The 25,145-nt window shown below is 72.3% G+C and carries 25 protein-coding genes; 12 read left to right on the top strand and 13 right to left on the bottom strand.

The genetic code is table 11. The annotated features are described in order from the left end of the window. Nucleotides 1-200 precede the first annotated feature (200 nt). A complete protein-coding gene (locus H7A73_RS13865) occupies nucleotides 201-1,646 on the bottom strand; it encodes an amidase (RefSeq protein WP_182066496.1) in 1,446 nt (481 codons plus the stop codon). A gap of 40 nt (nucleotides 1,647-1,686) precedes the next feature. Between H7A73_RS13865 and H7A73_RS13860 the strand changes: the two genes are divergently transcribed. From H7A73_RS13860 to H7A73_RS13850, 3 genes are all read left to right on the top strand, one after another. Next, entirely contained in the window at nucleotides 1,687-1,986 is a 300-nt protein-coding gene (locus tag H7A73_RS13860; RefSeq protein WP_182066495.1) for a hypothetical protein, read from the top strand. Nucleotides 1,987-2,090: 104 nt separating this feature from the next. Beyond that, nucleotides 2,091-3,764 (top strand): ABC-F family ATP-binding cassette domain-containing protein, encoded by a 1,674-nt coding sequence (locus tag H7A73_RS13855; protein ID WP_182066494.1) that lies wholly within the window; start codon nucleotides 2,091-2,093, stop codon nucleotides 3,762-3,764. A 44-nt stretch (nucleotides 3,765-3,808) separates the two neighbouring features. Then, complete coding sequence (locus H7A73_RS13850; protein ID WP_182066493.1) at nucleotides 3,809-4,732, top strand: L,D-transpeptidase; 924 nt, start codon at nucleotides 3,809-3,811, stop codon at nucleotides 4,730-4,732. Between the two features lie 17 nt (nucleotides 4,733-4,749). On the opposite strand, the gene H7A73_RS13845 is transcribed toward H7A73_RS13850, so the two are convergent. Then, on the bottom strand, nucleotides 4,750-5,322 hold the full coding sequence (locus H7A73_RS13845; protein ID WP_182066492.1) for a gluconokinase: 573 nt from the start codon (nucleotides 5,320-5,322) through the stop codon (nucleotides 4,750-4,752). Beyond that, entirely contained in the window at nucleotides 5,319-6,875 is a 1,557-nt protein-coding gene (locus H7A73_RS13840; RefSeq protein WP_220456619.1) for a GntP family permease, read from the bottom strand. Before H7A73_RS13840 ends, H7A73_RS13845 begins: the two co-directional genes overlap by 4 nt. Nucleotides 6,876-7,082: 207 nt before the next feature. On the opposite strand from H7A73_RS13840, the gene H7A73_RS13835 reads away from it, so the two are divergent. Further along, the gene (locus H7A73_RS13835) at nucleotides 7,083-7,781 is read left to right on the top strand and encodes a FadR/GntR family transcriptional regulator (protein WP_182066491.1); all 699 of its coding nucleotides are present in this window, start codon (nucleotides 7,083-7,085) and stop codon (nucleotides 7,779-7,781) included. 133 nt (nucleotides 7,782-7,914) lie between these two features. On the opposite strand, the gene H7A73_RS13830 is transcribed toward H7A73_RS13835, so the two are convergent. The 5 genes from H7A73_RS13830 to H7A73_RS13810 all read right to left on the bottom strand — a co-directional run bounded on the left by H7A73_RS13830 (nucleotide 7,915) and on the right by H7A73_RS13810 (nucleotide 11,395). Continuing rightward, nucleotides 7,915-8,520 (bottom strand): GNAT family N-acetyltransferase, encoded by a 606-nt coding sequence (locus H7A73_RS13830; RefSeq protein ID WP_182066490.1) that lies wholly within the window; start codon nucleotides 8,518-8,520, stop codon nucleotides 7,915-7,917. A gap of 9 nt (nucleotides 8,521-8,529) precedes the next feature. Next, nucleotides 8,530-9,213, bottom strand: a complete 684-nt coding sequence (locus H7A73_RS13825; protein ID WP_182066489.1) for a uracil-DNA glycosylase — start codon at nucleotides 9,211-9,213, stop codon at nucleotides 8,530-8,532. Nucleotides 9,214-9,218: 5 nt separating this feature from the next. After that, nucleotides 9,219-9,938 carry a Type 1 glutamine amidotransferase-like domain-containing protein gene (locus H7A73_RS13820; RefSeq protein WP_182066488.1) on the bottom strand — a complete coding sequence of 240 codons (720 nt, stop codon included), beginning with the start codon at nucleotides 9,936-9,938 and terminating at the stop codon, nucleotides 9,219-9,221. Beyond that, nucleotides 9,935-10,462, bottom strand: coding sequence for a phosphoribosyltransferase (locus tag H7A73_RS13815; RefSeq protein ID WP_051596753.1), 528 nt, complete (start codon nucleotides 10,460-10,462; stop codon nucleotides 9,935-9,937). The genes H7A73_RS13820 and H7A73_RS13815 overlap by 4 nt, the downstream gene beginning before the upstream one ends. 159 nt (nucleotides 10,463-10,621) lie before the next feature. Further along, the gene (locus H7A73_RS13810; RefSeq protein ID WP_182066487.1) at nucleotides 10,622-11,395 is read right to left on the bottom strand and encodes an SDR family oxidoreductase; all 774 of its coding nucleotides are present in this window, start codon (nucleotides 11,393-11,395) and stop codon (nucleotides 10,622-10,624) included. A gap of 123 nt (nucleotides 11,396-11,518) precedes the next feature. Between H7A73_RS13810 and H7A73_RS13805 the strand changes: the two genes are divergently transcribed. The 6 genes from H7A73_RS13805 to H7A73_RS13780 all read left to right on the top strand — a co-directional run bounded on the left by H7A73_RS13805 (nucleotide 11,519) and on the right by H7A73_RS13780 (nucleotide 19,125). Next, the gene (locus H7A73_RS13805) at nucleotides 11,519-12,607 is read left to right on the top strand and encodes an acyltransferase family protein (protein WP_182066486.1); all 1,089 of its coding nucleotides are present in this window, start codon (nucleotides 11,519-11,521) and stop codon (nucleotides 12,605-12,607) included. Between the two features lie 316 nt (nucleotides 12,608-12,923). Continuing rightward, on the top strand, nucleotides 12,924-14,255 hold the full coding sequence (locus tag H7A73_RS13800; RefSeq protein WP_182066485.1) for a bifunctional o-acetylhomoserine/o-acetylserine sulfhydrylase: 1,332 nt from the start codon (nucleotides 12,924-12,926) through the stop codon (nucleotides 14,253-14,255). A 299-nt stretch (nucleotides 14,256-14,554) separates the two neighbouring features. Continuing rightward, nucleotides 14,555-15,757, top strand: coding sequence for a homoserine O-acetyltransferase MetX (gene metX / locus H7A73_RS13795; RefSeq protein WP_182066484.1), 1,203 nt, complete (start codon nucleotides 14,555-14,557; stop codon nucleotides 15,755-15,757). Nucleotides 15,758-15,890: 133 nt separating this feature from the next. Further along, the gene (locus H7A73_RS13790; RefSeq protein ID WP_182066483.1) at nucleotides 15,891-17,048 is read left to right on the top strand and encodes a sensor histidine kinase; all 1,158 of its coding nucleotides are present in this window, start codon (nucleotides 15,891-15,893) and stop codon (nucleotides 17,046-17,048) included. Beyond that, nucleotides 17,045-18,367, top strand: a complete 1,323-nt coding sequence (locus H7A73_RS13785; protein WP_182066482.1) for a hypothetical protein — start codon at nucleotides 17,045-17,047, stop codon at nucleotides 18,365-18,367. Before H7A73_RS13790 ends, H7A73_RS13785 begins: the two co-directional genes overlap by 4 nt. A gap of 86 nt (nucleotides 18,368-18,453) precedes the next feature. After that, nucleotides 18,454-19,125 carry a response regulator transcription factor gene (locus H7A73_RS13780; RefSeq protein WP_017888182.1) on the top strand — a complete coding sequence of 224 codons (672 nt, stop codon included), beginning with the start codon at nucleotides 18,454-18,456 and terminating at the stop codon, nucleotides 19,123-19,125. Nucleotides 19,126-19,302: 177 nt separating this feature from the next. Here the strand turns inward: H7A73_RS13780 and H7A73_RS13775 are convergent, their stop codons facing one another. The 4 genes from H7A73_RS13775 to H7A73_RS13760 form a co-directional block, all read right to left on the bottom strand. Next, complete coding sequence (locus H7A73_RS13775) at nucleotides 19,303-20,568, bottom strand: MFS transporter (RefSeq protein ID WP_182066481.1); 1,266 nt, start codon at nucleotides 20,566-20,568, stop codon at nucleotides 19,303-19,305. Nucleotides 20,569-20,714: 146 nt separating this feature from the next. After that, a complete protein-coding gene (locus H7A73_RS13770) occupies nucleotides 20,715-20,894 on the bottom strand; it encodes a hypothetical protein (protein ID WP_182066480.1) in 180 nt (59 codons plus the stop codon). A 114-nt stretch (nucleotides 20,895-21,008) separates the two neighbouring features. Further along, nucleotides 21,009-21,317, bottom strand: a complete 309-nt coding sequence (locus H7A73_RS13765; protein ID WP_017888186.1) for an MTH1187 family thiamine-binding protein — start codon at nucleotides 21,315-21,317, stop codon at nucleotides 21,009-21,011. Beyond that, nucleotides 21,314-22,570, bottom strand: a complete 1,257-nt coding sequence (locus H7A73_RS13760) for a glycosyltransferase 87 family protein (RefSeq protein WP_182066479.1) — start codon at nucleotides 22,568-22,570, stop codon at nucleotides 21,314-21,316. Before H7A73_RS13760 ends, H7A73_RS13765 begins: the two co-directional genes overlap by 4 nt. A gap of 83 nt (nucleotides 22,571-22,653) precedes the next feature. Between H7A73_RS13760 and H7A73_RS13755 the strand changes: the two genes are divergently transcribed. After that, complete coding sequence (locus H7A73_RS13755; protein ID WP_182066478.1) at nucleotides 22,654-23,364, top strand: YceI family protein; 711 nt, start codon at nucleotides 22,654-22,656, stop codon at nucleotides 23,362-23,364. A gap of 259 nt (nucleotides 23,365-23,623) precedes the next feature. Here the strand turns inward: H7A73_RS13755 and H7A73_RS13750 are convergent, their stop codons facing one another. Then, nucleotides 23,624-24,484: an NAD(P)H-hydrate dehydratase gene (locus tag H7A73_RS13750; RefSeq protein ID WP_182066477.1), complete on the bottom strand. Its 861-nt coding sequence runs from the start codon at nucleotides 24,482-24,484 to the stop codon at nucleotides 23,624-23,626. A 24-nt stretch (nucleotides 24,485-24,508) separates the two neighbouring features. Between H7A73_RS13750 and H7A73_RS13745 the strand changes: the two genes are divergently transcribed. Continuing rightward, complete coding sequence (locus tag H7A73_RS13745; protein WP_111223986.1) at nucleotides 24,509-25,141, top strand: HAD family hydrolase; 633 nt, start codon at nucleotides 24,509-24,511, stop codon at nucleotides 25,139-25,141. Nucleotides 25,142-25,145 lie beyond the last annotated feature (4 nt).

The following is a 25,145-nucleotide window of genomic DNA, read 5'->3' as shown; positions in this document are numbered from 1 at the left end:
GCATTCACATCACTCATACGATCTTATTTTTACATTATGCTCATCGACTAAATACTACTACATAGACCTGTCCCATTTGTCCACACGACTCGCTCTCATGATCACGACTCGCCTCCCGCCGCACCAGCCTGACTACGCCGCACGGTGCGCCCAGCGCCCGCACCCGCGCACCGGTGCGCGGAGCAGCCACGGGCCTCCCGTCAGGCGGTCCACGCGGCCGGGTGCCGCCGCTGCCAGCGCAACCGGCGCTCGAGCTGCGCGCCGATCGCGAGCAGGACGCGCTCGCCGCCGGGGCGTCCGATCAACTGCACGCCCATCGGCAGGCCGCCGCCGTCCGGGTGGTCGTCGTCGGTCACGCCGACCGGCAGGGTGATCGCGGGGAGCCCGGACACGTTCGCCATCGACGTCCACGGCGAGTACGCGCACTGGCGGCGGAAGTCCTCGTCCGGGTCGTCGCCGTACCAGCCGAGGAGCCTCGGCGTCATCGCGAGGGTCGGCGTGAGCACCGCATCGAACCGGTCGAACGCACCGATGAGCGTCGTCGAGAAGGTGTCGAGCGTCGACATCGCGTCGAGGACCTGCGTGCCGGACAACGCCTGTCCGCGGGCCACGAGCCAGGCCACGAGCGGGGTCAGCGACGACAGGTCGATGCCGGGCACCTCCGGCAGTCGGGCGGCCGAGCTCTCCCACGCCACCCGGAACGCGTCCGCGTACGGCACGCGGGGCATCCGGACGTCCTCGACGCCGTGTCCGACCTCGCCGAGCACCCGCACGGCGGTCTCCACGGCGGCCCGGGCCGCGGGGTCGACGACCACGTCGACGGTGTCGTCCCAGGGCGAACCCTCGAGCACCCCGACGACGAACCGGCCCTCGCCGCGGACGGCGGCCGCGGTGAACGGCCCCTCGCCGACGTCGGGGGTGACGAGTGCGTACGGCGACGGCTCCGGCAGCCCGGTCGGCGCGACCAGCGCGTCGAGGAGCATGCCCGCGTCGGCGACGGAGCGGGTGAGCGGCCCGGCCACGGACAGGCCACCGACTCCGGAGCGGCCGGGCATCGACGGCACGCGTCCGCGGCTCGGCTTCAGGCCGACGAGTCCGGTCGCCGCGGCGGGGATCCGCACCGATCCGCCGCCGTCCGACCCGACCGCGGCGGGCACGAGTCCGGCGGCGACGGCGACGGCCGCACCACTCGACGACCCGCCCGGCGCGCGCATGGTGTCGTAGGGGTTCCGCGTCACGCCGAGCCGGGTCTCGGACGACGAGGACATGCCGAACTCTGGTGACGCGGTCTTGCCGAGGCTGACGGTGCCGGCCGCGTCGAGCGCGGCGACGAGCGGGTGGTCGGCCGACGCGGGCCGCTCCGGCAGGCTCGTGGTGCCGTTCCGCGTGGGGACCCCGGCGCGGTCGTACAGGTCCTTGTCGGCGGACGGGAGGCCCCACAACGGTCTCGACGTCGGCACCAGGTGGCCGAGGCGATCGGCTCGGGCCCGGGCAGCGTCCGCGGTGACCGACACGAAGGCGCCGAGTCCGGCGTCCAGGCGTTCCACGCGGGACAGGTAGTGCTCGGTGACCTCGCGGGCGGTCGCCTCGCCCCGGCGGATCCAATCCCAGAGTTCCTGTGCGGAGAGATGGTGGAGTTCGAACACGGCTCCGAGCCTAGGCGGCGGCGGCCCGTATCCTTCGACGGTGCACACCTCGCTCGCCTCCGGCACGACGAAGCGCCGGATCGAACTCCGGCTCGTCCGGCCCCTGTTCGCCTGGTTCGCCCGGCCGACCGTCACCGTCGACGGGGTGGGACACCCGGCGCAGTGGGGCACCGGCACGTGGGCGGTGCCGGACGACGGCGACACGGTGATCGGTGTGTACCTGTTCAACCGAGCGTGGCGGTTCGGGGCGGCCTCGGTGTCGGTCGGCGGCGCGACGGCGCTCGAGTACCGAGGCGGGCTGCTGCCGGTGGGTGCGGGTCGGCTGACGCCGCGGGGCTGAGGGCAGGGTCTGCTCGGGCGACTACTCGAACATCTCGGCGAGGAGCGCGTGCTGGCACGGTCCGCTGCACGAGGAGTTCCCGCTCCGCGTGGGACGATGGGCGCATGACCGCCACGCTCGTCGCCAAGGGCCTGTCCGGCGGCTACGCCGCTCGCACGCTGTTCGACTCCCTCGATCTGACGGTGGCGCCGGGCGACGTGATCGGGGTCGTCGGCGTGAACGGTGCCGGCAAGTCGACGCTGCTCCGGCTGCTGGCCGGGGTCGACGAGCCGCTGGCCGGCACGGTGTCCCTGGCGCCGACGGACGCGTTCGTGGGGTGGCTCCCCCAGGAGCACGAGCGCATCGCGGGCGAGACCGTCGCGGCGTACCTCGGGCGGCGGACCGGCTGCACCGAGGCGACCGTGACGATGGACGCAGCAGCGGCGGCGCTCGGGGACTCCGATGCCGGCGACGCAGCGGCCGATAGGTACTCGGCGGCGCTCGACCGCTGGCTCGCCGCGGGAGCCGCCGATCTGGAGGACCGGATCCCGGCGGTGCTCGCGGACCTCGGGCTCGAACCCGGCACCGGCGACTCCGCGGCGGACGGCGTCAGCCCGGACTCCCTGATGACCGCGCTGTCCGGCGGGCAGGTCGCCCGGGTCGGGCTCGCCGCGCTGCTGCTGTCGCGGTTCGACATCGTCCTGCTCGACGAACCCACCAACGACCTCGACCTGGACGGCCTCGACCGGCTCGAGGCGTTCGTGCGCGGGCTGCGCGGCGGGGTGGTGCTCGTCAGCCACGACCGTGAGTTCCTGGCGCGCTCGGTGACCTCGGTGCTCGAGCTCGACCTGGCGCAGTCGTCGAACCGGCTGTTCGGCGGCGGGTACGACTCGTTCCTCGAGGAGCGCGAGATCGCCCGGCAGCACAAGCGGGACGCGTACGACGAGTTCGCGTCGACGAAGGCCGACCTGGTCGCACGGGCACGGACGCAGCGCGAGTGGTCGAGCCAGGGTGTCCGGAACGCCATGAAGAAGAGCCCGGACAACGACAAGATCCGCCGCCGTGCCGCCTCGGAGTCGAGCGAGAAGCAGGCGCAGAAGGTCCGGCAGATGGAGTCCCGCATCGCCCGGCTCGACGAGGTCGAGGAGCCGCGCAAGGAGTGGCAGCTCGAGTTCACGATCGGCAGCGCACCCCGGTCGTCGGCCGTCGTCGCGACGCTGTCGAACGCCACGTTCACGCAGGGCGACTTCACCCTCGGCCCGGTCTCGCTGCAGGTCGACGGCGGTGACCGGATCGGCATCACCGGCCCGAACGGCGCCGGCAAGTCCACCCTGCTGCGGGCGCTGCTCGGCAAGCAGGCGCCGACGACGGGCACGGCCTCGCTCGGCTCCAGCGTCGCGGTCGGCGAGGTCGACCAGGCGCGCGCCGCGTTCACCGGCGACCAGCCCCTGGCGGCGGCGTTCGAGGCGATCGTCCCCGAGTACACGACCGCCGACGTCCGGACGCTGCTCGCGAAGTTCGGGCTGAAGGCGGACCACGTCGGCCGACCGGCCTCGGCACTCTCCCCCGGCGAGCGCACCCGGGCAGGCCTCGCGCTGCTGCAGGCCCGCGGGGTGAACGTGCTCGTGCTCGACGAGCCGACCAACCACCTCGACCTGACCGCGATCGAGCAGCTCGAGCAGGCGCTGGAGTCCTACGACGGGACCCTGCTGCTCGTCACACACGACCGGCGCATGCTGGAGACCGTCCGACTCGACCGGCAGTTGCGGGTCGAGGGCGGCACCGTCACCGAACGCTGACGGGTCGACCGGACGCTGAGGCATCGACCGAGGGGGGACGCACCATGCGACGCAACACCTGGATCGCGACGACCGCCGGGGTGGTGGTGCTCGCCGTCGCCGCCGTCGTGGTGGGGGTGACCGTCGGGTCGCCGGCACCGGAGCCGACCCGCGCGGCCCGGGCCACGACGACACCGGCCCCGACCCCGAGCGCCACGCCGAAACCGAAGCCGACGCTCGCGGCCGTCCCCTCCGCGCCGTCCGACGCGACCCTGGCCGCGCTGCCGTTGGCGTTCCACGACGCCGTCGTACCGCAGTTGCTCGACGGCGGGGACGTCGACCCCGAGGACACCTGGCAGATCGCGACCCCGCGCACGCCGCTCGTCGCCCTGTACGCGAGCCCGTCGAGCCGCGCCCGGCCGGTGGCGACCCTGTCCCACCTGGTGTCGACGATCAACCGGCCCGCGGCGACCGCGGTGTGGGGTCGTTCCCCCGGCCGGGACGGCGGGATGCTCCTGGTGTCGACGCCGTCCCGCAACCGCACCCCCGGTGACGGCGGCGACCCGGACGCCCCGAGCGCGACGTTCGCCTGGGCCCGGGCCGCCGACTTCACCGTGACGCGCACCGACCGGATGATCACGGTCGACGTCGCCGCCAGCACGGTGTCCGTCGTCACCCGCACGGGCACGGTCACCGCCACCGAGGCCGCCCGGCTCGGGACGCCGGAGGACCCCACACCGGCCGACACCGCCACCTACGTCGAGGCGGCGTACGTCGACACCCGCGTCGCCTACACGCAGGGCAACCCGATCATCCTGACCGGGGCGCACTCGTCCCGGATCCCGTCCTACGGCGGCAACGCCGCGCTGACCGCGCTGCACTACTACCCGGACCCGACCGGCAGCTCGCACGGCTGCGTCCGGATCTCGGCGGAGATGACCCGCACCCTGGCGGCGCTGCCCGTCGGTACGCCGATCCGGTTCAGCTGAGGACCGGCGCCGCCCGATCAGTCGCTCGGAGTCCGCACCAACCCGAGTCGCTCCACGACCTCGGCGCTCTCCTCTTCCGGCGTGCGGTCGGCGGCGATGGTCAGGTGGGCCTCGTCAGGCTGCGGCGGCTCGAGCGTGGCGAGCTGCGACCGCAGCAGCGACGTCGGCATGAAGTGCCCGGAACGCTGCGACATCCGCTCCTCGATGAGGGCACCGTCACCGGCCACGTGCACGAACACCACCCCGGGCGCCCGCAGCACGTCGCGGTACGAACGCTTCAGCGCCGAGCAGGTCACGACGCCGTTCGTCCCGGCGTCCAGGTGCCCGCGGATCCACCCGGCGACGACGTCGAGCCACGGCCAGCGGTCCTCGTCGGTGAGCGGGGTGCCGGCGCGCATCTTGTCGACGTTCACCTGTGGGTGCATCGCGTCGCCCTCGGCGAACTCCCACCCGACCTGCTCCGCCACCATGGCGGCGACGGTGGACTTGCCGGACCCGGAGACCCCCATCACGACCAGGACGCGGGCATCCAGCCCGGTGTCGGCCGCCCGGGCAGCACCGGCCCCGCCGGCACCTCCTGCGCCGCTCATCGGATGAACACCCCGGCCAGCAGGACCCCGAGCAGCCCGAACACCGAGATGAGGCACTCGAGCACCGTCCACGTCTTGAACGTCTGCCCCACCGTGGTGCCGAGGTACCCCTTCACCAGCCAGAAGCCGGCGTCGTTGACGTGCGACAGGAACACGGAGCCGGCACCGATCGCGAGCACGAGCAACGACGTCATCGGGGTCGACAGGTCGGCGGCGATCGGCGCCATGATGCCGGCGGCGGTCACGGTGGCGACCGTGGCCGACCCGGTCGCCACGCGCACCAGGGCCGACACGACCCAGGCGACGAGCAGCACCGAGACGCCGGAGTCCTTGACGGCGTCGGCGATCACGCCGCCGATCCCGGTGTTGATGAGCACCTGCTTGAAGCCACCGCCGGCACCGACGATGAGCAGCACCCCGGCGATCGGGGGCAGCGCGCTCTCGAGCGACTTCGACACGGCCGAGCGGTCCATCCCGCCGCCGATCGCGAAGAAGACCATCGCGTAGACGGCCGCGATGCCGATGGCGATCATCGGCGAACCGAGGAAGTCGAGCAGGCTCACCCACGAGCCGGCGGCGTCGGGGGCGGTGGCCTCACGGATCGCCTGGCCGAGCATGAGCACGACCGGCAGCAGGATGCCGATCAGGGCGACGGTGAACGACGGGCTGCGCGGCTCGCTGATGACGCGCGTGAAGTCGCTCTTGCCGTTGGGCAGGGACGCGGTGTCCTGCGTTGCGGCGCGACGGCGTGCCTGGCGTCCGGAGTGTGCCGGGTCGTCGGCGAAGGCGGCGGACGCGGAACCCGACCCCGAACCCGGCCCGGCGGTGGCGACCGCCCCGCGCGACCCGAACATGTCGGGGACGGGGATGTCGACCCAGCGGGCTGCGAACCGGGCGAAGAGCGGCCCGGCCAGGATGATCACCGGGATCGCCAGCACGATGCCGAAGGCGAGCGTGGTGCCGAGGTTCGCGCCGACGGTGGAGATCGCGACGAGCGGGCCGGGGTGCGGCGGGACGAACGCGTGCATCGTCGACAGGCCGACCAGGGCGGGGACGGCGATCTTCATGATCGGCACCTCGCTGCGCTTCGCGACGAGCACGATGATCGGGATGAGCAGGACGAGGCCGACCTCGAAGAACATCGGCAGCCCGATGAGCGCACCGATCAGGGCCATCGTCCACGGCAGCGCCGCCTTCGACGACTTCCGCACCAGGGTGTCCACGACGCGGTCCGCTGCGCCCGAGTCGACGAGCATCTTGCCGAACATCGCCCCGAGCCCGACCAGGATCCCGACGCTCGTCATGGTCGCACCGAAGCCGTCACCGAAGCTCGTGACGGCCTTGTCGGGAGCGAGCCCCGCGCCGATGCCGACGCCGAGCGCGCCGATCGTGAGCGCGATGAACGGGTGCACCTTGAGCCACGTGATGAGCGCGATGATCACCACGATGCCGACGAGTGCCGCGATGATCAGCTGCGGGATCGAGCCGGACGGGTCGACCGTCTCGGTGGTGCCACCTGCGGCGAGCAGGTGGTCCGGGAGAGCGTGAGGCATCAGCGCCCCTTCCTGGAGTCGCTGCTGCGCGGCTCCGTCGCCTTCGTGTCGAGGGTGGACTGGCGCGACGAACGCCGACCCTCAATAATCTGATTAATCAGACTATACGACGTCGTTCCGCGCGCCAACCGCCCGTCCCCGGAGTCTGCCGCTTCGATGGGACCGGCGTCACGGCGACCGCGTGACCCGTACTGCACGGAGGAAACGATGCCCACCGCACGCGGACTGCACGCCCACGTGCTCGACACCCTGGGCCAGCGGATCGTCGACGGCGACCTGGCCACGGGTTCCGTCGTGCGACCCGAACTGGTCGCCGACGAGTTCGGGGTGTCCCGTTCGGTCGTCCGCGAGGCCCTGCGCGTCCTGCAGTCCCTCGGCCTGGTCGAGCCCCGGCAGCGCGTCGGCACGCTCGTCCGCGACATCACCGCGTGGGAGCTGCTCGCCCCCACGGTGATCCGGTGGCGCGGTACCTCACCGGCGTACTTCGTGCAGCAGCGGGAGCTCCTCGAGCTCCGCCTCGGCGTCGAACCGGTCGCGGCGTCCCTGACCGCCGGCACCGATGGTGCGGACGCCGTGCTCGCCGCCGCCGAGGACATGCTCGATGCCTGCGGACGCGACGACAGCCGCGCCTACCTGGAGGCGGACGTCCGCTTCCACCGTGCACTGCTCGGCGGCTCGGGGAACGCCGTGTTCGCGCACTTCGCCGGCACGGTCGAGGCGCTGCTCCGCACCCGCACGTCGGAGTCGCGCGACCCCATCACGCGCTGGACGCGCGAGGCGGCGCTCCGGCACCAGGCGGTCGGGCGCGCAGCGGTCGACGGTGACGCGGACGCCGCGGCGGCGGCGGCCACCGCGCTGCTCCGCGTGACGCGCGACGAGTTCATCACCGAGGCGCCGGCGGACTGACGCGACCGGGCGACGTCCTGGAGGCGCGTGCCGGGGCCGCCACGGGCCTCCCGTCCGCCCCGCGGCCGCGGCTCGAGCGTGACGGACGTCCGTCAGGTCCGTCGCGTCGGTACCGGCGCCGCTGCCGGCTCGGTCAGCGTCGACGCGCGAACAGCCGCGGGCCGCGCAGGCGGAGCCGCATCGTGACCGTGCCGAGCCAGCGGTCGTACTTGTAGCCGACCTTGCCCATCCGGCCGACCTCCTCGAAGCCGAGCCGCTCGTGCAGCCGGATCGACGCCTCGGCCTGCCGGTCCGCGATGACGGCGACGACCTCGCGCACGCCGGCCGAGCGGCACTCTTCGAGCAGCGCCTCCATCAGCGCGCGGCCGAGCCCCTTGCCACCGGACGCGGCGCCGAGGTAGATCGAGTCCTCGACGACGTGGTTCGAGCGGTCCCGCGGGTTCCACGCGTCGACCAGGGCGTACCCGAGGATCTGGCCGGCGGGGTTCTCCGCCACCAGGAACGGCAGGCGGCGCTTCCGGATGTCGTCGTAACGCTTCTTCCACGCGGCGTACGTGAACGCCGCCGGGTCGAAGGTCACCGACGAATTGCGGACGTAGTGCGTGTGGATCTCGCGCACGTGGGGCAGGTCCCCCACCTCGGCCGCACGGATGCGGTACTCGAAGGCCGTCTCGGTCGCCGCCGGGGCGCGTAGGTGTCGCGGCAGGACCCGCCGTCGCTGGTATTCCTCCTCGAGCACGTGCCGAGCCTACTGAGCGGGCAGCGTCCAGTCGACGGGCGGTGCGCCCTGCGACTCGAGCAGCGCGTTCACCTGCGAGAACGGGCGACTGCCGAAGAACCCGCGCGACGCGCTCAGCGGGCTCGGGTGGGCCGACGCGACGACGGGGGTGTCGCCGAGGAGCGGCCGCACCGACCCGGCCTGGGCACCCCAGAGCACGGCGACGAGCGGGGTGCCACGGGCGACGAGCGCGCGGACGGCCTGGTCGGTCACCGCCTCCCAGCCCTTGCCACGGTGACTGCCTGCCTCGCCCGCCTGCACGGTGAGCACCCGGTTGAGCAGCAGGACGCCCTGGTCGGACCACGCCCGCAGGTCGCCGTGCGGGGGCGGCGTCACCCCGAGGTCGTCGGACAGCTCGCGGTAGATGTTCGCCAGGCTGCGCGGCACCGGACGGACGGCGGGGTCGACCGCGAACGACAGGCCGATCGGGTGGCCGGGCGTCGGGTACGGGTCCTGCCCGACGACCAGCACCTTGACGGTGTCGAACGGGGTCGTGAACGCGCGCAGCACGTCGCCGCCGGCTGGCAGGTAGTGCCGGCCCGCGGCGGTCTCGTCGCGCAGCCACGCACCGATCCGGTGCACGTCGGGCTCGACCGTTGCGAGGGCATCGGCCCAACCGGGGTCGACCAGGTCGGCGAGCGGCCGGGGTTCCACGTCGGCTACGCGCCCATGGTCGCGACGGCCACCGACTCCTCGCCGGCCATGACGCGCCAGACGCTGCCGGTCCCGCGGACCTCGAGCGCGCCCTCGCCGACGACGAGCGTGGTGTCCTCGTCGATCGCGAGTCCGGCGGTGACGAACTCGGCCTCGGCGCTGGCGATGAGCCGCGCGAGCGTGCCGGCCTGCACCGCGTGCACGTCGATGGTCAGGTCGACCAGGCCGAGGCCCTCGCGGAGCTCGACCTCGTCCAGACCCTCGGACGCCGCCTCGGGGCAGATCTCGACGCCGCCGATGCGCCAGCCGCCCACCAGGGCGCGGTCGGCGGCGATCATCGCACCGGCCGAGTAGCCGAGGTAGGGCAGACCGTCGGAGACGAGCAGCCGGAGCTGGTCGACGAGCGGGGCGATCGCCGCCAGGTAGTCGGGGGTGACGCCGCCACCGACCACCAGGGCGTCGACGTCGCTCAGGACGGTGGTGTCGAAGACCTGCCCGGCAACGACCTCGGTGACGAGCACCTCGGCCGTGCGCGCACCGCCGAGGACCTCGGCGATGTCGGCGGTCGACGACGGACTGCCGCCGTCCGTGCTCGCCACGGAGAGCAGGGCGATGCGCGGGACGCTCCGACCGACCGCTGCCGAACGGGCGGTCGCCTCGGCGAGGAACGGTGCTGCGGCGTCCGAGGCGGCGAAGAGACCGCCGCCGACCAGGTGGATGCTCACGACTCGGCCGTCACGGGGGCGAGGGCGCTCCACGGGAACGTGATCCAGCCGTCGACCCGGCGCCACACGTGGTCGGGCTCGAGGACGGTGCCGGGCTTCGAGTACAGGCAGGCGCTCCGGACGTCGGCACCGGCGTTCCGGATGATGTCGACCACCAGGCGCAGGGTGCGGCCGGAGTCCGACACGTCGTCGACGACGAGGACCCGCTTGCCGGCCAGGCTCGGGGCGTCGAGGGCGGGGGCCAGCACGACCGGCTCCTCCAGCCGCTGCTCGACGTCGGTGTAGAACTCGACGTTGATCGAGCCGCACTCCTTGGTGCCGAGGGCGTACGCGACGGCGCCGGCGATGATCAGTCCGCCGCGGGCGACGGCGACGACGACCTCGGGCTCGAAGCCGCTGGACAGGACGTCCTTGGCGAGCAGTCGTGCGGCGTCACCGAACTCCAGCCAGCCGAGTACCTCGGGCCCACTCGTCACGGTCACGGTGGACGGAGCCGCGGGCTCGGGTTCGCTGCTGATCGGCATCCGACCACGGTACCGGCAGGGAGCCCGCGCCCGCGACCCACGCCCGCCGCCCGGGCGCTGCGCGGGTCCGGCGCGGGCACTGCGCGGGTCCGGCGCCGGTGCGGCGCCGGTGCGGCGCGGCTGCGTCGGGGGTCCCGTGGGGGTCCCGCGCGCGTCGGCTCAGCGGGGCGTCAGCGGGCCGCGCGCCAGCTTGTGCTGCGCCGACTGCGCCACCGGCCGGATCGTCACGAGGTCGAGGTTCACGTGCGTCGGCAGCTCCACCGCGTGCACGATCGCCTCGGCGACGTCGTCGGCCACGAGCGGCTCCGGCACGTCGTCGTACACCGCGGCGGCCTTCTGCTGGTCCCCGCGGAACCGGGTGAGCGCGAACTCGTCGGTCTTCACCATGCCCGGCGCGATCTCGACGACGCGGATCGGCTCGCCGTTCAGCTCGAGCCGGAGTGCGCCGACCAGGGCGTGCTCGGCGAACTTCGCGGCGTTGTAGCCGCCACCGTTCTCGTACGCGACGAACCCTGCGGTGCTGGTCACCGTGACGATGTCCGCTCCCCCGGACGCGCGAGCGCGGTCACGCAGGTGCGGCAGCAGCGCGGAGATGACACGCTTCGTGCCGATCACGTTGACCTCGAACATGGCGCGCCAGTCGTCGACCTCGGACTCCTCGACGCTCGCCGAACCGAACGCCCCACCGGCGTTGTTCACGAGCACGTCGGCGCCGCCGAGGTCCGCGACCCGCGCGGCGAGCGCCGCGACGTCGTCGGCGTCCGTGATGTCGGCGACCAGGGTGTCGGCCCCGGTCTCCGCGGCGAGCGCCTCGAGCTTCGCGGCGCGGCGGGCCACGGCGAGCACGTCCCAGCCCCGCGACCGGAACAGCCGGACGGTGGCCGCCCCGATGCCCGAGCTCGCTCCGGTGACGACTGCGCGCCGTGCTGCCATGTGATCTGCCTCCTGCGTCCGTGACCGGAGCGCGTGGTGGCCCGGTCCGTCCACCGTACCGAGCGGGACGCTTCCGACACCGCACCGGGCCGTCCAGGTCACGATCCGGTAACGTGACCGGCGATGACGACGGATGCCGCCCCTCCCGCCCCCTTGGCCCCGGCGACGCAGCTCGAGCCCGGCCGAGCCCCGCGCCGGATCCCGATGTGGGACACCGCGCGGTTCGTCGCGGTCACGCTGGTGGTCATCGGCCACGCGATCCAGCGGCAGACGCCGGCGAGCGAGCACGCCCTGGCCCTCTACACGTTCATCTACGCGTTCCACATGCCGGCGTTCGGCGTGATCAGCGGCTACTTCTCGTCGGCGGACACCCCGACGGCGAAGCGGATGCGCCGGACGATCACGGACATCGTCGTGCCGTACATCATCATGCAGACGATCTGGACCGTGGTGCAGGGCATCGTCGAGGGCGGCAAGGACTTCAACCCGACGAAGCCGACGTGGACCCTGTGGTTCCTGCTGGCCCTGGGCATCTTCAAGCTGATCCTGCCGTACCTGGCGCAGCTGCGGTGGCCGCTGTTCTGGGCGGTCGTGTTCAGCATCGGCGTCGGCTACTTCGACAACGTCGACTCGACGCTCTCGCTGTCCCGCGCGATCAGCCTGCTGCCGTTCTTCCTGCTCGGGTGGCAGGTCAAGCAGTGGGGCGTCTTCGACCGCTGGTACGAGGCGTCCCGCCGCACGGTCGTCCGGGTACGGATCGCCGCCGTGGTGGTGTTCGCCGCGTGGGCGGTGTCGTGCGCGGTCTGGATCCCGCAGTTCAAGGAGTTCGACCTGCACCACTGGTTCTTCTACGACGACTCCTACTCGGGGCTCGGCGAGGACGCCTGGTGGGCGGGTGCGGTGCGCTTCGGCCTGATGCTGCTCGCGACCCTGCTGACGGCGTCGTTCCTGGTGCTCATCCCCCGTCGGAACATCTGGATCACCCAGTTCGGCGCGGCGACGATGTACGTGTACCTGCTGCACACGTTCGTGCTCTACCCGATCCGGGAGTCCGGCGTCCTGGCCGGCGAGCACTCGGCCTGGCCGTTCGTGCTCCTCATGGTCGTCATCGCGTGTGCTGTCAGCCTCTTCCTGGCGCAGCCCTTCGTGCGGCGCGGGATGCGGTGGTTGCTCGAGCCGAAGGTCGGCTGGCTGTTCCGCCGCGACGCGTGACCCCTTCCCCCTTCCTCGCACCGTGCGAGGCCCATCCGCGAACGGTGCGAGGTTCCGTCCGTGGTGCAGGGGACCGAGGCTTGCACCGAGTCCGGAACCTCGCACCACAGGTGACCTCGCACGGTGCGACCCAGCGTCGCGCTCCGCGGACGGGAGGCGCGGGGTGCGTCGGGCGGGTGCGTTACGTCCCGAGGCGGGTGCGGTGGTGCGGGCCCGGCCACCTGCGTACCGTGACACCCGACGCACAGCCGCGCCGCGCCTCCAGCCCGAGCGCAGGGCGACCCGACGACCAGCCGCACCGGACAGGAGCACCAAGATGACCGAGCACGACGCCGCGCAGTGGCAGTTCGAGACCACCCAGGTCCACGCTGGCGCGCAGCCGGACCCGACCACGGGCGCCCGGGCGACGCCGATCTACAAGACGACCTCGTACGTCTTCGCGAACTCGGACGAGGCACGCGACCTGTTCGCGCTCGCCAAGCCGGGCAACATCTACTCCCGGATCATGAACCCGACGAACGACGTCGTCGAGCAGCGGGTCGCCGCGCTCGAGGGCGGCTCCGGGGCTCTGCTCGTCGCGTCCGGCCAGGCGGCCGAGACCTACGCGGTGCTGAACATCGCCGGTGCGGGTGACCACATCGTGTCGTCGTCGTCAATCTACGGCGGCACGTACAACCTGTTCAAGTACACGCTGGCGAAGCTCGGCATCGAGACGACGTTCGTCGAGGACCAGGACGACCTCGAGGAGTGGCGCCGCGCGGTCCGACCGAACACGAAGCTGTTCTTCGCCGAGACCATCGGCAACCCGAAGATCAACGTCCTCGACATCACGGGCGTCAGCGACGTCGCCCACGAGTCCGGCGTCCCGCTCATCGTCGACAACACGATCGCGACGCCGTACCTGATCCGTCCGTTCGAGCACGGCGCCGACATCGTGGTGCACTCGGCCACGAAGTTCCTCGGCGGCCACGGCACGGTCATCGGCGGGATCATCGTCGACGGCGGGACGTTCGCCTGGTCGCAGCACGCCGACCGGTTCCCGGAGTTCAACACGCCCGACCCGTCGTACCACGGTGCGGTCTTTGCCGAGGCGGTCGGCAACGAGCTCGCGTACATCGTGAAGGCCCGGGTGCAGCTGCTCCGCGACCTCGGTGCATCGAACTCGGCGGACACGGCGTTCGCCCTGCTCCAGGGCATCGAGACCCTGTCGCTCCGCATCGAGCGGCACGTGTCCAACGCGCAGGAGATCGCGGAGTGGCTCGACCAGCACCCCGACGTCGCCACCGTCGCCTACGCCGGGCTGCCGACGTCCCCCTGGTACGCGGCCGCGAACCGGTACGCGCCGAGGGGCGTCGGTGCCGTGCTGTCGTTCGAGCTCAAGGGCGGGGTCACCGCGGGCAAGGCGTTCGTCGACAACCTGCGGCTGTTCTCGCACCTGGCGAACATCGGCGACGTCCGCTCGCTCGTCATCCACCCGGCGTCGACCACGCACTCGCAGCTCACCCCCGAGCAGCAGCTCACCACCGGGGTCACCCCCGGCCTGGTCCGCCTGTCGGTCGGCATCGAGAACATCGCCGACCTGAAGGCCGACCTCGAGGCAGGGCTCGCCGCGGCCCGGACGATCACGCAGGAGAGCCAGCGCGCCTAGGGGGAGAGCCAGCGCGCGGAGGGGTGGTACGCCACCGGCTGCGTGCTCGCCTGCCGATGCGCGCGCATGTTGCGACGTCCCACGTGTCGATCGACGCGTGGGACGTCGTTCGTTGCACACGCATCCGGTACCTGCGCATGGTGCGACGATCCACGCGTCGAACGACGCGCACGATGTCGGAAGATGCGCACACACGGAACGGCGAGCGCGTTCCGAGCGCGGCCCGGAGGCCGGCCACGCGGCGGGCGTGACGTAACACGGCGGCGGCGACCCGCGCCTCCCGGCAGACTGGACGCACGATGGACTGGCAGACGACCCCCGAGGACTCCGTGCCGTCCACCCTGGTGCCCGGCACCGAACTCGGCACCCTCGGCAAGCCGCCCGTGACCGGTGCCTGGCGTCCCGGTGACCACCCGGGTGCACGCCGGTTCGAGTCCCTCGGCGAGCAGTGGGTGCGCGGCGGCCGCCTGCCGTCCGTGCGCGTGGCGTACGAGACGTGGGGCACGCTCAACGCCGCTCGCGACAACGCGGTGCTCGTCCTGCACGCACTGACCGGGGACTCGCACGTCGCGGGTGCCGCCGGCCCTGGCCACCGCACCGCCGGATGGTGGGGCGACGTCGTCGGCCCGGGGCGGGCGATCGACACCGACCGGTGGTTCGTGATCGCGCCGAACATGCTCGGCGGGTGCCAGGGCACCACCGGACCGTCGTCGGTGTCGCCGTCGGGCGCGGAGTGGGGCGCACGGTTCCCGTTCGTGACGGTGCGCGACCAGGTCGAGGTGCAGGCGCAGCTCGCCGACCGGCTCGGCATCGAGACCTTCGCGGCCGTCGTCGGGGGGTCGATGGGCGGGATGCACGCCCTCGAGTTCGCGGTCTCGCACCCCGCGCGCGTGCAGCGGCTCGCGGTCCTCGCGTCGACGGCGCAGACCACCGCCGACCAGATCGCGGCGAACTCGCTGCAGCGGGCGGCGATCCAGATGGACCCGGCGTTCGCCGGCGGCGACTACTACGAGGCCGATGTCGGCGAGGGCCCGCACCGCGGGCTGTCGCTGGCCCGGCGGATGGCGCTCATGACGTACCGCGCCTCGGACGAGCTGAACAGCCGCTTCGCGCGGTCCTGGCAGAGCGACGTCTCGCCGCTCGGCGACGACGGGCGGTTCTCGGTGGAGAGCTACCTCGACTTCCACGGCAACAAGTTCACCCGGCGGTTCGACGCCTCGAGCTACGTCACGCTGACGTACGCGATGGACTCGCACGACGTCGGTGCCGGGCGTGGCGGGGTGTCGGCCGCCCTCGGGCTGGTGACCGCACGGACCCTGGTCGTGGGGATCTCGAGCGACCGGCTGTTCCCCGTCGAGGACCAGCACCGGATCGCCGCGGGCGTGCCGGACGCACTCGACGGGGACGCCGCAGCGGTGATCGAGAGCGAGTTCGGACACGACGGGTTCCTCATCGAGCACGAGCAGGTCGGGGCGCACCTGCGGCGGCTGCTCGAGTCCTGATCGGGCGCGCCGGCCACCACGGCGCGCCGAAGACCCCCCAACGGGTGGCGCGCGTGGAATGATGGCGTGGAGCCCGGCACTGACCGACGCTCGGTTTCCCGCACCACCCAGATCGTCACCAACCAGGACATCGATGGACTTCATCGCACAGGAACGCGACCGCTTGCTGCGGTCGGCGACCCGTGTCGTGGGCATCGTCTGCGCGCTCGTCAGCGTCGTGGGCATCCTCTCCGCCGCCGCCGTGCCCACGCTGCCCCTCGTCGGCGCGCTCCTCTGCATCGCCGCGATGATCACCGCGCTCGTGTGCTTCGGCCGCGGCGGCGAGGTGTGGTGGACCGCCGCCATCGTCGTCGCCGGACTCGCCGCGATGGTGCTGCTCTTCACCGGCGTCGACGACTCGGCACGTCCGCTCGTCGCCAGCGCCGTCATGCCCCTCGCCGCCGGCGGGCTCTCGGCACCGCTGATGGCGCAGCGCGGGCACCCGGTCGGTCTCGGCATCACCATCGCCGGGGGCGGCGCCGTGGTGGTGCTCATGGTCTGGGGGTCGGGCTCACTCCTGTCCACCCCCGTCAGCGGCGCACTGCTCGGGTGGGTCCTGATGGCCGTCGTGGCGATCTGGATCTCGCGCAGCATCCCCCGCGTCGCCCGACGCATCTACAGCATCGGCACCGCCCACCGTGCCGAACGGCAGGCCAGCGAGACCGAGGCGCAGCGCCGCCAGGGTGCCCGCCTGCTGCACGACACCGTGCTCGCGACCCTGACGCTGCTGGCGCACTCCGGCGTCGGCGTCTCCGAGCAGGCGATGCGCGAGCAGGCCGCCGAGGACGCCCGACTGCTGCGCCACCTGCGCCTCGGTGCGACCCCGCAGCCCTCGCAGTCCGGTGACTACTCACTCACCCGCGAAGAGGAGTCGCCCCTCGGGCAGACCCTGGAGTCGGTCAAGCAGCGCTTCGGCCGCATGGGACTCGAGGTCAGCTGGCACGGCACCGGTCAGGTCCTGCTGCCGTCGAACGTGCTCGACGCGTTCTTGCTCGCGCTCGGCGAGTGCCTCGAGAACGTCCGTCGGCACGCCGGCGTCGGCGAGGCGCACGTCACGATCGTCCACGACAACGAGGTCGTCCGTGCGATGGTCACCGACTCCGGCGTCGGCTTCGACCTCACCACCGTCAGTGCCGAGCGACTCGGCTTCAAGGAGAGCGTCGTGAACCGCCTGCGCGAGGTCGGGGGCGACGCGAAGCTCTTCTCCGCGCCGGGCTCCGGCACCACCGTCGTCCTGGAGGCACCGCGATGACCCGGGTCCCCGAGGACACCATCGGCCGCAGCCTGCCCGGCGAGACGGCTCCGCCCGCACCCCGCACCCGCCGCGAGGCCCGCGAGCGGTACCGGACGAGCGAGCGCCGGCAGGCCAGAGGGCTCCCGTCGACGTCGACCGGCGCCCGGTCCCTGCGGCAGGCCGCGAAGCCCGGTGCCTCGCTCGGCGCCGGTTACCTCGGACTCGGCGCCGCGGTCCTCACCGCGATCGAGGCCGCCGCCGGCATCGCGTTCTTCCTGGTGCGCTGGAACGAGTACTCCGACCCGTGGCTGCCCGCGGTCGCGTGGGCGCTCTACGTCGTCGCCGCCGTCGGCGTCGGGCTCAGTGTCCTGACGTACGGCGAACGACTGACGGGCCTGGCCTTCGCGTTGATCTGCGTCGTGCTGGCCTGCGTGGTCACGCTCGACTTCATCGGCATCTGGCCGGAGCACGACATCGCGCACACCGCAACGGCGTCGATGGCCGCGGGGTTCGCCCTGCTGCCGATCGCCACGCTCCGGCCTGCCCGGGAGGTCGCAGCCGCCATCGCCGTACTCGGCCTCGCGTTCGTCGTGATGGCCGTTGCGTCGACGCCGATCACGAACGACACCATGCCCGGCATCGTGTCCCTGCTGTCGCTCGTCGTCGTGCCGCCGGCGCTCGCGCTGTACGTCGTGCAGCGGTTCCGCCAGCTCGTGCAGCGCGAACTCGACCGGGTGCTCGTGCAGAGCAACGTGCAGGCACCGCAGTTCGCCGTCGGCATGCTCGCCTCGGACGAACTCGCCCGGCTCGACCTGGCCGCCGAGAAGCTGCTCGACGCCGTCGCCAACGGCACCGACCCGCTGCCGTTGTCCGACGCCTCGAGCTCCGTCGCCGCGTCGCTCGCCACCGAGCTCCGTCTGCACCTGATCGAGGGCCGCCGCGAGACCTGGCTCTACCACGCGATCACCGAGTCCGACCACCTCGGCCGCTCGGTGAGCGTCGCCGACCCGACCGCCCTGGCGGGGCACCTCTCCCCCACCCAGCGCGACGGGCTGCTGCAGGCCATCTGGCAGATGGTCGGCGACGGCCGCACCGCGCAGCCCGGCATGCCCGTCGTCTCCGTCACGCTCGGCCCGATCGGCTCCGACGGCCACCTGGTCAGCGACGACACGATGGACGTGCCCGTCGTCATCGAGTCCCGCGGCGTGCCGCGGCGCAGCCTCGGTCCGACGGCCTGGAGCGCCTTGCAGCGCATCGGCCCGTACACCGAGACCGTCCGGGACGGCACGCTGCACATCGTCGCGCACTGCGTCGTGAACCGACATCCGTCGATGTAGCCGCCGGACACCCGCACGCCTGACCGACTTCCGGCCCGGATCCTCCTAGGATCGGCCGAGCAACCGCACCGAGAAAGGACGCCAGCATGGCGACTCCAGAGGAACCGATCCGACTCGCACTGGTCGACGACCACAGGATGCTCCTCGGCGCGCTCACGGAGTGGATCCGGAACGCCGCCGACGACATCACCCTGGTGGCCGCCGTCACGACCTGGCCCGAGCTGCTGACGAGCCCGGCGTTCCCCGTCGACGTGGTGCTGCTGGACCTGGACCTCAAGGACTCCATCCCGGTGTCGCTGAAGATCTCGACGCTCAAGACCGCGGGCGTCAAGACCGTCGTGATGAGCACCTACTCGGAGCCGAACGTCGTGCGCGAAGCCCTCGGCGCCGGCGCCCTCGGGTACCTCGTCAAGAGCGAGGACGCCGACATGATCGTCGAGGCGATCCGCTCCGCCCAGCGCGGCGAGCAGTACGTCTCGGCTGAGCTCGACCTCGCCATCAACAGCGGCGACGTCGGCGGCGTCCCGAAGCTCAGCGCCCAGGAGCGTCGCGTGATGGCCCTGTACGGCGGTGGCGAGCCCGTCAAGAGCGTCGCCTACCAGCTCGGCATCTCCGAGGAGACCGCGAAGAGCTACCTGAAGCGCATCCGCGAGAAGTACCGCGTCGCCGGCTTCGACGTCGGCACGAAGGTCGCACTCCGGAAGCGTGCGATCACCGACGGCATCATCGTGCAGGACGGCAGTCCGCTGGGTCTGTAGCGCGCGTTGCGTTGCGCTTCGCTTCGCTTCGTGAGCACAAATGGTCGGGTTCCGTCACGGAACCCGACCATTGCTGCTCACCATGTGCAGTGGCCGCGCCACGAGACGGACGGGAGGCCCGTGGCGGCGGCGCCACGGGCCTCCCGTCCGGTGGGTGCGTGCGTGCACCCCGCGCGGTCAGTGGATCGGGACCGGTGCGGTGATCGGACCGGTGGACGGTGACGAGGAGCGGACCGCGGCACGACGGGTGCTCCGCCGCTCGACCGCGTAGCTGACCATCGTCACCAGGACGCCGAGCAGCGCCAGGCCGATGCCGAGCCAGCCCGGTGCGAGGAACCCGAAGCCGGCCGCGATGACGGCGCCGCCCAGGGCCGCACCGATCGAGTTGCCGATGTTGAACGCCGAGTGGTTCAGGGCCGCCGCGATCGTGCGCGCGTCGCCGGCGACGTCCATCAGGCGCGACTGCACCGCGGGCGGGATCGCCGACGAGGTGGCCCCGAGTAGGAACGCGCCGAGCAGCATGCCCCAGAGCCACTGCGCCGTCAGCACGGTGATGAGCAGGGCGCCGATGAGCGCGAACATCCCGACGTAGATCGTGCGCTTCACGCTGTGGTCGGCCAGGTGTCCGCCGAGCACCCCGCCGACGACCATGCCGATGCCCACGACGACGAGCACGATGGGCACGAACGACTCGGGCATCCCGGTGACGTTCTGCACGAGCGGCGAGATGTACGAGTAGACCGCGAAGAACCCGCCGAACCCGACGGCGCCGAGGCCCATCACGATCCACACCTGCGGGACGCGGAACGCCCGGAGCTCGCGACCGATCGTGGCGTGCTCGTCGCGGGCGTTCTTCGGCACGAAGGCCGCCACGGCCAGGAACGTCAGGGCGAACAGCGCGGCGACGACACCGTAGGCGACCCGCCATCCGGCCACCTGTCCGACCCAGGTGATCGCCGGGACGCCGACGACGTTCGCGACCGACAGACCGAGCAGCACCATGGCGATGCCCTTGCCGCGCTTGCCCGGGCCCATCATGTCGCCGGCGACGATCGACGCGATGCCGAAGTAGGCGCCGTGCGGCAGGCCGGCGACGAAGCGGGCGACGAGCACCAGACCGAACGAGGGCAGCAGCGCGCTCGCGATCGTCGCGACGACGAACCCGACGAGCAGCACGAGGATCAGGCCCTTGCGTGGGAACCGGGCGGACATCGCCGCGATGGTCGGCGCACCGACGACGACCCCGAGGGCGTAGGCGCTGACGAGCCAGCCGGCGTGCGCGATGCCGGCGTCGGGGTCGATGCCGTACTGCTGCGGCAGCAGCGCCTGCGCGATGTTCGGCAGCAGGCCCATCGCGACGAACTCGGTCGACCCGATGGCGAAGCCACCGAGGGCGAGCGAGATGAGCGCGGCGGTGCGACGCGCAGGCGTGAGCTGTGACATGGGGCCTGTTCTCGTGCGGGCGGAGCGGGACGACGGTGCAGCACCCCACCGGACGGGGCGGCCGTGAAGTCCTGGTCTGTCAAGTGTAGACCGCTCCAACGGACCAGCGAAAGCCCAGCGGCGCTCAGGCCCTCGGGCCACTGGCGCTACGCCGCCTGGCGCTCCGGCGTGCGGGTCCGTGCCGGGGTCTGCTCGGGCAGCTCGTCGCGGTGCACCCATCCGGTGCCGCACTCAGCGCAGGTCGCCCAGGCGTTGTCGCCCTGTTCGTCCGTGTCGATGACGACCGTTCGCAGGTCGCAGTCGGGGCACCAGCCGTCGTGCATCATCACGCGCTCCTCGTCGTCTCGCAGGCCACCGGATGTGGCTCGATGCAGACCATGAGACACCCGACCACCGACATCCGAGGGACCGCCCCGGCGTGTCGGGCGACGCGCTGCGGGCTACTCGCCGAGCGCGGCCTCGAGCCGTTCGAGCTTGCCGTCGATCTCGCCGGTGTGCCCGGGCCGGATGTCGGCCTTGAGCACGAGCGACACCCGTGTGCCGTAGGCGCCCACGGCCTCGGTCGCGCGCTTGACGACGTCCATGACCTCGTCCCACTCCCCCTCGATCTCGGTGAACATCGACGAGGTGCGGTTCGGCAGCCCGCTCTCGCGCACCACGCGCACGGCGGCCGCGACGGCGTCGTGCACGGACCCGTCGGACGTTGCAGCGGGACCACCGGACGGAGCGACGGAGAAGGCGACGATCATGCGTCCATCCTGCCCGCAGCCCGCCCCATCCGCACCAGCACGACCACGCTCCACACCAGGATCGCCACCTCGAGCACGTTCCGCACCGTGAGCACCACGAGGATCCACGGCTGCACGCCGAGCAACTGGTCGTAGTAGCCCGGGTAGATCACCTGCGTGAGCAGGGCCATCGGCAGCGCGAGCACGGCGATCGGCACGAACCGGCGCACACTCGGCGTCCCTGCGGCCAGCCCCCACACGATCGGCACGGCGAGCCACCCGATGTACTGCGGCGACCCCACCTTGTTCGTCGCGATGAGCGCCGCGACGAACAGGAGCGCGAGGACCGGCGCGAGCTCGGCCCGACGGGCGCCGCGGCGGGCGGCCCAGAGCGCGAGCACGACCCCGGCCACCACGACGACGGCCATCAGCGGCGTCGACACCGCGGCGGCGGCGGACGTGCCGGCACCGGACACCTCGAAGGTCAGGATCTCCTGGTCGTAGAACACCGCTGCACCCGGAACGCCGAAGGCTGCGGCCCACATGAACGGCGTCGCGAGCGGTGACTCGATCTGCAGCGCACGGCCGGTCTGCTCACCGACGAAGGACAGCAGGAACGGCGCACCGCCCCACAGCACGTCGACGAGCACGATCAGGGCGCTCAGCACCAGGGCTCCGGCGAGCACACCCCGGCGGTGTCCGCGTCGTAGGAGCAGCAGCACCGCGACGAGCGCCGCGGGCCACACCTTCGTCCAGGCGCCGGCGGTGAAGAGCGCGGCGGCGACGGCCGGCCTCGAGGCCACGAACGCCACGCCCACCAGCGCGAACACCGTCGCGACGGTGTCGATCCGACCGAGCGCGATCGGCCCGAGCGCGAGCAGGAACAGCAGCCACCACCAGACGACCCGCACGCCGTGCACACCGAAGCGGTCGGACGACCCCACACGCGCCCGGAACCGCCACAGGAACGCGCACGCCACGGCGTCGAGCAGCACCATCAGCAGCAGCCAGCCGGTGCCGATCGACGCGATCCCCCCGAGCGCCGCGGCGGCCATCGGCACGATCGCCAAGATCGGGTACACCCACGCGCCGTCGATGCCGACCCAGAAGTCCGCGGTCCGCCCGGTCTCGATCCAGCGACTGTAGGTGATGGTGACGTCGCCGAGCGGCAGGTTCGCCGACACGAGGGTCAGCCACCACAGGAACCCGTGCACGGCGACGAACGCCAGGACGAATCCGGCGAGTTCGAGCCACCGGGTCGAGGTCCTCTGCACCGGACGAGCGTAGCGGCCGGACCGGGGGCGATCGCTGCCACGATCTCAGGCTCTCCCGAGCATGACGTGTCACCGTTCAGCTCGTGACTTCCGACACCCCGCGCAAGCGCCGCAAGGCCGTCATCTGGATCTCCGTCATCGCCGCCGTCGTCGTCCTCGGCGTCGTGGGTGCGGTGGTCTTCACGAACGTCTACACGAGCACCGAGAACGCGAAGGCCTCGGCCGCGCCGTCCGTCGCCGCCACCCGCGAGGCCTCCACCCTCGACGAGACAGATCTGTCCGGCGAGTGGACGGTCGGCGGCGACTCCGAGGCCGGGTACCGCGTCCACGAGGTCCTGAACGGCTCCGACGTCACCGTCACCGGCCGCACCGACAGCGTCGCCGGCACCGCGACCGTCGACGGCACGAGCATCACCGCCGCGAAGATCACGGTGCAGGTCGCCGACATCACCACCGACTCCGACCAGCGCGACGCCTACTTCCGCGACTCCGCGATGGACGCCGCGGCCTTCCCGAAGGCCACCTTCGAACTCACCGCGCCGATCGCCGACGCGGTCCCGAGCGGCTCCGACACGACGACCGTGACGGCTCCGGGGAAGCTCACCCTGCACGGCGTCACGAAGGACGTCACCGCGAAGCTGCAGGTCGGCCTGAACGGCGACGGCGTCGACATCTCCGGTTCGGTCCCGATCACCTTCTCGGACTACAGCGTGCAGGCCCCGAGCCTGGGGTTCGTCAAGGTCGACGACGCCGGTTCGGTCGAGTTCCTCGTGCACGCGACCCCCGCGAGCTGACGTCCGCGACGCGCGTCACGCCCGTGACGTGATCGCCGACGGACGGGAGGCGCGGTGCCAGCTGGCACCGCGCCTCCCGTCCGTCGTCGTGTCCGGGGATGCACCCGCTGCCCGATGCGTGCGCATGTTGCGACCTTCCACCTGTCGAACCCGCGGTGTTCCGTCGCTGGATGCGCACGTACCCATTGCGTGCGCATCCTCCGACTGAACATGCGTCGATCACCTCGTGGATCGTCGGAAGGTGCACGCGCACCGACCGCTACCCGCGCGCGTCGCCGTCCACGACCAGGTCGCGCACGACGCCGGGCAGCTCGGCGACGAGCCTCGTCATCGGGAACGGCCCACCGCCGGACGCCCGCCGGGCCGCGAGCCCGTGCACCACCGCGGCCGACGCGGCCAGGTGCGCGAGGTCCGACGGCGTCAGCGACGACCCGGCCGCCTCGACGGAGCCCTGCCGCGCGGCGACGAGCGCCCCGAGCACGCCGCCCAGCACGTCCCCGGCCCCGGCCGCCGCGAGCCACGGCGTCGCCGACGACGCCACGAGCCGCACCGCCCCGTCCGGGGTGACCACGTGTGTCCGCTCCCCCTTGAGCAGCACGACGCTGCCGGTCTGCTCGGCCGCACGGAGCGCCGCGGCGGCCGGGTCCTGTTCGATCTCGGCGCGGTCGGCCCCCAGGAACGAAGCGAGCTCACCGGCGTGCGGGGTGAGCACGGCGAGCGGCCCGAGGTCGACGAGCGGGATCGCCCCGGCGTCGACGACGACCGGCACGCCGTCGTCGGACGCGTGCGAGAACCCCGATGCCGTCGTCTCGTCCAGGTCGCCGAGCGACGGTGCCGAGATCCCGCTGCCGACGAGCCAGGCCTGCACGCGGCCGACGCCGGACACGACCTCGGGGCGGCGGGTGAGCACGTGGTCGGTGGCACGTGCGGGTCCGACGTACCGGACCATGCCGACGCCGGTGTGCACGGCGGCGTCGACCCCGAGCACCGCGGCGCCCGGGTACTGGTCGGAGCCGGTCGCGACGCCGAGCACCCCGCGGCGGTACTTGGTGGACTCCCCCGTCGGCGCGGTGACCCACGCGGCGGCATCGGACGGTCGGACGGGCACGAAGTCGTTCACCGGCCCCACGTTACGGTGGAGCACATGAGCCTGTTCCTGCCTGGTCGCGTGGTGGTCTTCGACTACGGCGAGGTGATCAGCCGGACGCCGCACGCCTCGCGGGACGCCCTCGTGGCCGCCACCGGGGTCCCGGCGGACGAGCTGTTCCCGGTCTACCAGGAGCTCCGGCACGACCTGGACCGTGGGGACCTGTCCGTCGTGGCGTACTGGCGTGCCATCGCGGAGCGGACCGGACGGACCTGGAGCATCTCCGAGATCCACCGGTTCTGGGCGATCGACTTCACCGGGTGGTTCGAGGTCGAGCCGGAGACCCTCGAGATCGTCGAGGAGCTGCACGACGCCGGCACCCGTCTGGCCCTGCTCTCGAACGCGGGCTTCGACTTCGGTGACCCGTACCGCCGCTCCCCGATGGGCTCGTTGTTCGAGACCGTCGTGGTGAGCGCCGAGGAGCACGTCCTGAAGCCCGCGGCATCCATCTACCGCGACACCTGTGCGCGCTTGGGAATCGACCCGGGTCAGATGGTGTTCGTGGACAACAGGGCCGAGAACGCCACCGGTGCGGAAGCGATCGGGGCGGTCGGCCACCACTACACGTCGCCGGCGTCGCTGCGGTCGTTCCTGACGGGACTGGCCGAGGCGCCGGCACCCGTCCTCTGAGGAG

Origin of the sequence: Curtobacterium sp. ME12 (genome assembly GCF_903970855.1) — a bacterium.
Lineage (GTDB): Bacteria > Actinomycetota > Actinomycetes > Actinomycetales > Microbacteriaceae > Curtobacterium > Curtobacterium poinsettiae_A.
The sequence above is the reverse complement of the archived record's forward strand: the minus strand, read 5'-3'. Positions and strand labels throughout refer to the sequence as shown.